The sequence below is a fragment of the Streptosporangium saharense genome (assembly GCF_014203715.1).
Taxonomy (GTDB): Bacteria; Actinomycetota; Actinomycetes; order Streptosporangiales; family Streptosporangiaceae; genus Streptosporangium; species Streptosporangium saharense.
In genome coordinates this window covers 247078-257075 of sequence record NZ_JACHJP010000008.1, presented here as the reverse complement: position 1 = coordinate 257075, position 9998 = coordinate 247078, and the positions used below count along the sequence as shown (strand labels likewise).

Below are 9998 nucleotides of genomic sequence, written 5' to 3'. Positions count from 1 at the left end.
GGAGAAAGAGCTGATGGACGCAGCACCCCAGGAAGTCGTCGCGGCCCTGCGGGACTCCCTCAAGGAGATCCAGCGGTTGCGCCGGGAGAACCGGCGGCTGGCGGACGCCGGTCGTGAGCCGATCGCCGTCGTGGGCATGGCCTGCCGTTACCCGGGCGAGGTGACCTCGCCGGAGGAGCTCTGGCAGCTGGTCGAGCGGGGCGGTGACGCGATCTCCGACTTCCCCGCCAACCGTGGCTGGGACGTCGAGGCCCTCTACGACCCGGATCCCGACAGGCCCGGCACCACCTACGTCCGCAAGGGCGGGTTCCTGCACCGCGCCGACGAGTTCGACGCGGCGTTCTTCGGGATCAGCCCCCGCGAGGCGCTGGCCATGGACCCGCAGCAACGACTGTTGCTTGAGACCTCCTGGGAGGCGTTCGAGCGGGCCGGAATCGCGCCGACCTCGGTGCGCGGCACCCGGGTCGGGGTGTTCGCCGGGATCGCCACCGCCGACTACGCGGCCCGCTTCCAGTCCGTCCCCGAGGAGGTCGAGGGCTACCTGGGCAACGGCAGCGCGGGCAGCGTGGCCTCGGGCCGGGTGGCGTACACGCTGGGCCTTGAGGGTCCCGCGGTGACCGTGGACACCGCGTGCTCGTCCTCGCTGGTCGCGCTGCACCTGGCAAGTCAGGCGTTGCGCAACGGTGAATGCTCTTTGGCGCTGGCCGGTGGTGTCACGGTGCTCTCCACCCCGGCCGGGTTCGTCGAGTTCAGCCGTCAGCGCGGCCTGGCGCCGGACGGCCGGTGCAAGTCGTTCGCCGCCGCCGCTGACGGCACGGCGTGGGGCGAGGGCGTTGGCGTGCTGCTGCTTGAGCGCCTGTCGGACGCCGAACGCAACGGGCACCGGGTGCTGGCGGTCGTCCGGGGCAGCGCCATCAACCAGGACGGCGCCAGCAGCGGCCTGACCGCGCCGAACGGCCCCGCCCAGCAGCGGGTCATCCGGCAGGCACTGGAGAGCGCTGGGCTCACCCCGGCCGAGGTGGACGTGGTCGAGGCACACGGCACCGGCACCCGGCTCGGCGACCCGATCGAGGCGCAGGCGCTGCTGGCCACCTACGGCCAGAACCGCTCACAGCCGTTGCTGCTCGGCTCGCTGAAGTCGAACATCGGCCACACCCAGGCGGCGGCGGGCGTCGGCGGCATCATCAAGATGGTCGAGGCCATGCGGTACGGCGTGCTGCCCCGCACCCTGCACGTGGACGAGCCGACTCCCGAGGTTGACTGGACGGCCGGTTCGATCGAACTGCTCACCGAGGCCCGTGCATGGCCCGAGACGGGACGTCCACGCCGGGCGGGCGTCTCGTCGTTCGGCGTCAGCGGCACCAACGCCCACGTCATCATCGAACAGGCACCGGAGGTACTCACTCCGCACGTGCCGTCGGAGAAGACAGCATCCGCACTGCGCGGCGAGAAGCCGCAGGTCCCCACGCAGTCAACATCGCACCCGATGTCGGCGAAGGCCGTACCGCAACCGGCACGCTCCATCACACCGCACCCGCCGTCGGAGAAGACCCCGCCCGAGCAGACGCCCGCCGAGGGGAGGCCAGGCCCGACGCACGCCATCACTCCCCACCCGCCGTCGGAGAAGACCGCACCCGCACCACCCGAGCAGACGCCGCAGGTCCTCACGCACTCGCTGTCGGCGAAGGCCGTACCAGAACCACGCGAGGAGAAACCACGCCCCGCGCCCACCGTCGCCCCACACCCGCTGTCAGCGAAAACCGCACCCGCACTGCGCGACGGGAAGCCGCAGGTCCCCACGCGACCCACCCCGCACCCCCCGTCGGCGAAGACCGTGCCCGCGCAACGTGAGCAGGAGCCGCAGGCGCTCGCCGAGGAGAAGCCAGGCCCGGCGCACGCCGCCACTCCCCACCTGCCATCGGCGAAGACCACACCCGCACCACACGAGCAGCCCACCCCGCACCCGCCGTCAGCGAAAACCGCGCCGGAACCGCACGAGGAGAAGCCGCACCCCGCACCCACCGTCGCCCCACACCCGCCGTCAACGAAGACCGACGCGCTACACGAACAGGCGCCCTGCGAGCCCGCACACGCCGCCACCCCCCACCCGCCGTCGCCGAAGACCGGGCCGGAACCGTACGAGGAGAAGGCGCGACCCGCGCGCGTTGTCGTCCCGCACCTGTTGTCGGCGAAGACCGTGCCCGCGTTGCGGGAGCAGGCGGCTCGGTTGCGGGTTCGGGTCGACGCGGATCCGGGGGTGGACCTGAACGGCCTGGCGTACTCGCTGGCCACCACCCGGGCCCACTTCGCGCACCGGGCGGCGGTGGTCGCGGCCGACCGGGACGAGCTTCTCGCGGGGTTGGCCGAGCTGGCCGAGGACGGGCCGACGTTCACGACGGTGAACGGTAAGACCGCGTTCCTGTTCACCGGGCAGGGCGCCCAGCGGGTCGGCATGGGAGCCGAACTCCACGACGCCTACCCGGTGTTCGCGGCGGCGTTCGACGAGGTGTGCGTCGAGCTCGACAAGCACCTGGAGCGGCCGCTGCGCGACGTCATCCTCCACGACGAGGAGGCGCTCAACCAGACCGGCTGGACCCAGCCAGCGCTGTTCGCCATCGAGGTCGCGCTCTACCGCCTCGTCGAGTCCTTCGGCGTCAAACCTCACTACCTCGCCGGACACTCCATCGGTGAGGTCGCCGCCTTCCACGTCGCCGGAGTCTTGAGCCTGCCTGACGCGGCCCGGCTCATCACCGCCCGGGCCCGCCTCATGCAGGACCTTCCTCCGGGCGGCGCCATGATCGCCCTACGCACCGACGAAGACACCATCCAGCCTTATCTGGGGGAGCACGTCTCCATCGCGGCGATCAACGGGCCAAACTCCCTCGTCATCGCCGGAGAAAGCACCGCAGTCCACGAAATAGCCCGAAATTTCACCAATCCCCGGCCGCTACGCGTCAGCCACGCCTTCCACTCCCCCCTCATGGACCCCGTTCTCCAGGAACTCCAGCGGGTCGCCGAGTCACTGACCTACCACCCGCCGACCATCCCCATCGTCTCCACCCTCACCGGACAGCTCTTCACCCCGGACCCTGATTACTGGGTCCACCACGCCCGCCAGCCCGTCCGCTTCCACGACGCCGTCACCACCCTGCTGGGCCACGGCGTCACCACCTTCCTTGAGATCGGCCCCGACGCCGCCCTCACCCCGCTCCTGCCGCAAGGCGCCATCCCCACCCAACGCCGCGACCAGCCAGAACAGACCGCCCTCACCACCGCCCTGGCCAACCTCCACCTCCACGGCATCCCCGTGAACTGGCCCGCCTTCCTGCCCCCCGCGACCCCCGTCGACCTGCCCACCTACCCCTTCCAGCGTGAGCGCTTCTGGCTGGACGGGCCGGAGCCGGTGGCCGATCCGGTGGACACCGCCTTCTGGAACGCCGTCGAGGAACAGGACCTCTCGACCGTCGCCGAGACCCTGCGGATCGACGAGTCCGGCAGGCGGTCACTGGGCGAGCTGCTGCCCGCGCTGTCGTCCTGGCGACGGGAACGCCGTGACCGTTCACTCCTGGACACCTGGCGCTACCGGGTCGAGTGGCAGCGGCTCGCCGACCCCGTCGGCACCACGACGATGACCGGCTGCTGGCTGGTCATCCTGCCCAAAAGCCTGCCCAAAAGCCTGAACGAGGACCTGTCCGAGAAAGCCGAAAGCGTGGTCGCCGCCCTGCGGGAGCGCGGCGCCGAGGTGGTCACCGTCACGGAGACCGCAGACCACACCCGCCTCCTGGACGCCCTCGACGGGCGACGGCCAACCGGGGTGCTCTCCCTGCTGGCACTGAATGACCGTGAGACGCGTCCCGGAGTGCCCGCCGTACTGGCCGGAACCGTACTGCTACTGCGTGCCCTGGACGAGGCCGGGATGGACGCCCCGCTGTGGTGCGCGACCCGGAGCGGCGTAAAGATCGGCGAGCAGGGCGTCGAGCCCGCGCAGGCCGCGCTGTGGGGACTTGGCCGGGTGGCCGCGCTGGAGTATCCCGCGCGCTGGGGTGGCCTGGTGGACCTGCCGGAAACCCTCGACGCCAGAACAGGAGACCGGCTCGCCAGAGCGTTGCACGGCCTCGACGGTGAGGACCAGGTCGCCGTACGGCCAGACGGCCTGTACGTGCGACGCCTGGTCCCCGCAGCGGACGGTGGCACAAGCGGCGAGTGGCGCCCGCGCGGCACCGTACTGGTGACCGGGGGCACCGGCGCGCTCGGTGCGCACGTTGCCCGCTGGCTGGCGGGCAACGGCGCCGAGCACCTGGTGCTGACCAGCCGCAGGGGACCGGAGGCCACCGGGGCCGCCGCGCTGGAGACCGAACTGACCGGGCTTGGAGCCCGCATCACGATCGCCGCGTGCGACGTGGACGACCGTGACGCGCTGGCCGTACTGCTGGCGGAGGTCGGGCCGCTGAGCGCCGTGGTGCACGCGGCCGGGACGGGGGTGATGGCGCCGCTGCGCGAGCTGGACGCGGACGGGCTGGCCGCCTCCGCCGCGGGCAAGGTAACCGGCGCGGCGCACCTGGACGAGCTGCTGGACGGCCAGGAACTCGACGCCTTCGTGCTGATGTCCTCCGTCACCGGGGTCTGGGGCGGGGGCGGCCAGGCCGGGTACGCCGCGGCCAACGCCTATCTGGACGCCCTCGCCGAGCGACGCCGTACACGAGGACTGAAGGCCACCTCGGTGGCCTGGGGGCCGTGGGCCGGGGAGGGTATGTCGGCGGGGCAGGAGGAGCCGCTGCGGCGGATGGGCCTCGGCGCGCTCCCGCCCGACCTCGCGGTGGCCGCGCTCCAGCGGACGCTCGACCGGGACGAGACCGTCGTGACGGTCGCCGAGGTGGACTGGTCGCGGTTCCAGCCGGGCTTCACCGCCGTACGGCGGAGCCCGCTGCTGGCCGATTTGCCCGAGGTGCGGGCGTTGGAGGACACCGCGGGACAGTCGGATCAGACCTCCACACTGCGGGCCAGGCTCGTCGGCCTGCCGGTCGCCGAACGCACGCGCACCCTGGTGACGCTGGTGCGCGGCCTGACCGCCGAGGTGCTGGGCCACCCGACTGCCGACGGGATCGACGTGTCCCGTTCGTTCCAGGAGCAGGGCTTCGACTCGCTGACGGCGGTTGAGCTGCGCGACCGTCTCGGCCGTTCGACCGGGGTGCGACTGCCGAGCACCCTGCTGTTCGACCACCCGACGGTCGAGGCGGTCGCCGCCCGGCTGCTCGGCGAGCTCCTTGGCGATGCCCCCCACGAGGAGACACATACCTCGAAGCCGGTCGCCGACGAGCCGGTCGCCGTCATCGGGATGAGCTGCCGCTACCCCGGCGGGGTGCGTACGCCCGAGGAGCTGTGGCGGCTGGTCGCCGAGGGCCGGGACGCCATCGGCGGCTTCCCGACGGACCGTGGCTGGGACACCGCCGCGCTGTTCAGCGACGACCCGGAGCAGGCGGGCACCTGCTACGCCTCGGAGGGCGGGTTCCTGTACGACGCTGCCGAGTTCGACGCCGCGTTCTTCGGGATCAGCCCGCGTGAGGCACTCGCCATGGACCCGCAGCAGCGGCTCCTCCTGGAGACCTCCTGGGAGGCCATCGAGCGGGCCGGAATCGACCCGCGGTCGGCGCGGGGCAGCAGGACGGGCGTGTTCACCGGCATCTCCTACCACGACTACGCGGCCCGGTTCACGACAGTTCCCGAGGAGGTCGAGGGCTATCTCGGCAACGGCAGTTCGGCCAGCGTCGCCTCTGGCCGGGTGGCGTACACGCTGGGCCTTGAGGGTCCGGCCGTCTCGGTGGACACTGCCTGCTCCTCCTCGCTGGTCGCCCTGCACCTGGCGGTCGCCGCGCTCCAGCGTGACGAGTGCTCGCTGGCGCTGGCCGGTGGCGTCGCGGTGATGTCGACGCCGGGCTCGTTCGTCGAGTTCAGCCGTCAGCGCGGGCTCGCGCCCGACGGGCGCTGCAAGGCCTTCGCCGACGCCGCGGACGGTACCGGCTGGGGCGAGGGCGTGGGAGTCCTGCTGCTGGAGCGCCTCTCCGACGCCCAGCGCCAAGGGCACCCGATCCTGGCGGTCATCCGGGGCAGCGCCGTCAACCAGGACGGCGCCTCCAACGGCCTGACCGCGCCCAACGGCCCCGCCCAGGAGCGGGTCATCCGCCAGGCGCTGGCCGCCTCCGGGCTCACGACAGGCGACATCGACGCCGTGGAGGCCCACGGCACCGGCACCCGCCTCGGCGACCCCATCGAGGCCCAGGCACTCCTCGCCACCTACGGCCAGAACCGCTCACAGCCGTTGCTGCTCGGCTCGCTGAAGTCGAACATCGGCCACACCCAGGCCGCCGCAGGAGTCGGTGGCGTGATCAAAACCATCCTGTCCATGCGGTACGGCGTGCTGCCTCGCACTTTGCACGTGGACCAGCCCACCTCCGAGGTGGACTGGACGACCGGCGCCGTGGAACTGCTCACCGAAGCGCAGAAGTGGCCCGAGACGGGACGGCCTCGCCGGGCGGGGGTCTCCTCCTTCGGCGTCAGCGGCACCAACGCCCACGTCATCCTCGAACAGGCCCCCGAGACCCCCGAGCCGCAGCCGTCCGAGCAGACCGGCCCGGTTCCCTTCCTGCTCTCCGGCAAGTCCGAGCAGGCGCTGCGCGCCCAGGCCGGGCGGCTGCGCGAGCACCTCGACGACGACACGGACCTGTCCGTGCTGGGCCGCGAACTGGCCCTGTCGCGGTCGCGGTTCGCCCACCGGGCGGCCGTGGTCGCCGAGGACGCCGAGGGCCTGCGCGCCGGACTGGCCGCGCTCGCGGCCGGTGGGTCGTCACCCGAGGTGGTTCGCGGTACGGCGGGCACGGGCAGGACGGCGTTCCTGTTCACCGGCCAGGGCGCCCAGCGCGTCGGCATGGGCGCCGAGCTCCACGACACCTTCCTGGTGTTCGCGACGGCCTTCGACGAGGTGTGCGCCGAACTCGACAGGCACCTCGAACGACCCCTGCGCGACGTCATCCTCCACGACGAGGAAGCGCTCAACCAGACCGGCTGGACCCAGCCCGCGCTGTTCGCCATCGAGGTCGCCCTCTACCGCCTCGTCGAGTCCTGGGGCGTACGGCCCGACCTCGTCGCGGGCCATTCGATCGGCGAACTGGCCGCCGCGCACGTCGCCGGGGTGCTGAACCTCCCCGACGCCGCCCGCCTTGTCGCCGCACGCGGCAGGCTCATGCAGCGGCTTCCGGCGGGCGGCGCCATGATGGCGGTCGAGGCCACCGAGGACGAGGTGCTGCCGCTTCTCGACGGGCAGGTGGTGGTGGCCGCCGTCAACGGCCCGCGCGCCATCGTGCTGGCCGGTGCGGAACAGGCCGTGCTGCGGGCCGGGGAACGGCTGTCCGGGCGCGGCTGCCGTACCAAACGGTTGCGGGTCAGCCACGCCTTCCACTCGCCGCTGATGGACCCGATGCTGGACGAGTTCCGGGCGATCGCCGGGTCACTGACCTACCACGCGCCGACGATCCAGATGACCGCCGAGGTCACCGACCCCGAGTACTGGGTGCGGCACGTCCGCGACGCCGTACGGTTCCACGACGTGTTCCAACGGCTGGCCGCCGAGGGCGTGACCAGGTTCCTCGAACTGGGACCGGACGGCGTGCTGACCGCGATGGGCCAGGACTGCCTGACCGGGGACGTCACCCTGCTGGCCACGCTGCGCAGGGACAGGCCGGAGGCCCAGGCCGTGGTCCGCGCGGTCGCCGCGCTCCACACGCTCGGGGCGGAGGTGGACTGGCCGGCCTTCTTCACCGGGGCCGGGACAGGCCGGATGTCGCTGCCCACCTACGCCTTCCAACGCGAACGCTTCTGGCTCGACGGCCCCGAGCCGGTGGCCGATCCGGTGGACACCGCCTTCTGGGACGCCGTCGAGGAACAGGACCTCCCAACCGTCGCCAAGACCCTGCGGATCGACGAGTCCGGCAGACGGTCACTGGGTGAACTCCTGCCCGCGCTGTCGTCCTGGCGACGGGAACGCCGTGACCGTTCACTCCTGGACTCCTGGCGCTACCGGATCGAGTGGCAGCGGCTCGCCGAACCCGAGACGGCCCCGCTGCCGGGCACCTGGCTTGCCGTCCTGCCCGAGGGCGAGGCCGCGCCGGAGGGTCTCCTGGCCTCTCTGGTACGGCACGGCGCGGACGTGAGGCGGGTGAGCGTGGGTGAGCCGGACCGTGCCGCGCTGGCTGACCTGCTGCGGCTTGAGCTGGACGGGACGACCCCGGTGGGCGTGCTGTCGCTGCTGGCGCTCGCGGACGCCGACGAGCACGCGGTCACCACGGGTACGGTCGCGCTGCTCCAGGCCCTCGGTGACCTGGGCCTGGACGCCCCGCTGTGGTGCGCGACCCGGGGCGGCGTGACCGTTGGCGAACAGGTCGCGGAACCGGCGCAGGCCGCGCTGTGGGGCCTTGGCCGGGTGGCCGCGCTGGAGCACCCGGACCGCTGGGGCGGCCTGGTTGACCTGCCGGAAACCCTCGACGCCAGAACAGGAGACCGGCTCGCCAAAGCGTTGCACGGCCTCGACGGCGAGGACCAGGTCGCCGTACGGCCAGACGGCCTCTACGGGCGACGCCTGGTCCCCGCGCCGGTCGGACGACGCGGCGATGCCCCCACCTGGGACGGCACCGTCCTGGTCACCGGTGGCACGGGCGCGCTCGGCGCTCGGCTCGCCCGTCACCTGGCCGGGCGCGGTGTCCGGAAACTGCTGCTCACCAGCCGCCGTGGGCCGGAAGCCCCGGGCGCTGCGGAGCTGGCCGGGGAGCTCACCGCGCTGGGCGCCGAGGTCACCGTCGCCGCCTGCGACGCCGCCGACCGCGAGCAGCTCGCGGCGTTGCTGGCCGAGCACCCGGTGACCTCGGTGGTGCACGCGGCCGGGGTGCTCGACGACGGCGTGCTGGACGCGCTGACCCCCGGCAGGATCGCCGGTGTCCTGCGGGCCAAGGCCGTCGCCGCCCGCCACCTGCACGAGCTGACGCTCGATCGGAAGCTGGACGCCTTCGTGCTGTTCTCGTCGTTCAGCGGCACCCTCGGCGCCCCCGGGCAGGCGGCCTACGCGGCGGCCAACGCCTACCTGGACGCCCTGGCCGAACGGCGTGCCGCGCTCGGCCTGCCCGCGACCTCGGTCGCCTGGGGGCCGTGGGCGGAGGGCGGCATGGCCTCGGGCGGCGAGGTGCTGGGGCGCGCCAGGAACGCCGGGGTGGCCCCGCTGGCACCGGAGTCGGGGCTGGCCGCCCTGGACGCCGCGCTGGCGCTGGGTGACACCGCGGTCGCCGTGGTGGACGTGGACTGGTCCCGGTTCGCGGCCGGGTTCACCGCGGTCAGGCCGAGCCGGTTGCTGGCCGAGATTCCGGCAGTCCGGGCACTGGCCGTGGAACAGGCGCCCGCCGGGGCGCTGACGGCGAGGCTGACGGGTGTCTCCGGGGCGGAGCGGGAGCGAATTCTGCTGGACCTGGTGCGCCGGATGACCTCGGAGGTGCTCGGGCACCGGGGCGTGGCCGCCGTGGAACCCCACAGGGGGTTCCTGGAGCTGGGGTTCGACTCGCTGACGGCGGTCGAGCTGCGCAACCGCCTGGGCGGCGCCACGGGCCTCTCACTGCCGTCCACGCTGCTCTTCGACCACCCCACGCCGGTGGCCCTGGCGGGCCTGCTGGCGTCCCGGCTGGCCCCTGCGGCGGAGGAGGGGACGGGGGTGTTCGCCGAGCTGGACGCGCTTGAGGCGGCGCTCACGGACGCCGAGCTGGACGCGGAGGCCGGTCGCAGGGTCACCGCGAGGCTGGAGACCCTGCTCTCGAAGTGGCGTGAGTTCAGGGGTTCAGGGGTGTCGGTCAGGGGTGTCCCGGTCCCGGCCGCGACTGCCACTGTCGAGGCAGACCTCGAACTGCAATCCGCGTCGATCGACGAGGTGCTCTCCCTCATAGATGCGGAATTCGGCCTCTGAACGG

Annotated in this window: 1 protein-coding gene; it reads left to right on the top strand. The window is 72.8% G+C overall.

The annotated features are described in order from the left end of the window. Positions 1–13 precede the first annotated feature (13 nt). Positions 14–9994 (top strand): type I polyketide synthase, encoded by a 9981-nt coding sequence (locus tag FHS44_RS41255; RefSeq protein WP_312863865.1) that lies wholly within the window; start codon positions 14–16, stop codon positions 9992–9994. The last annotated feature ends 4 nt before the right edge of the window (positions 9995–9998 follow it).

What these genes read in the sequence shown, in the direction of transcription:
- FHS44_RS41255 (WP_312863865.1), top strand. Translation starts at nt 14, where the DNA reads ATGGACGCAGCACCCCAGGAAGTCGTCGCGGCCCTGCGGGACTCCCTC.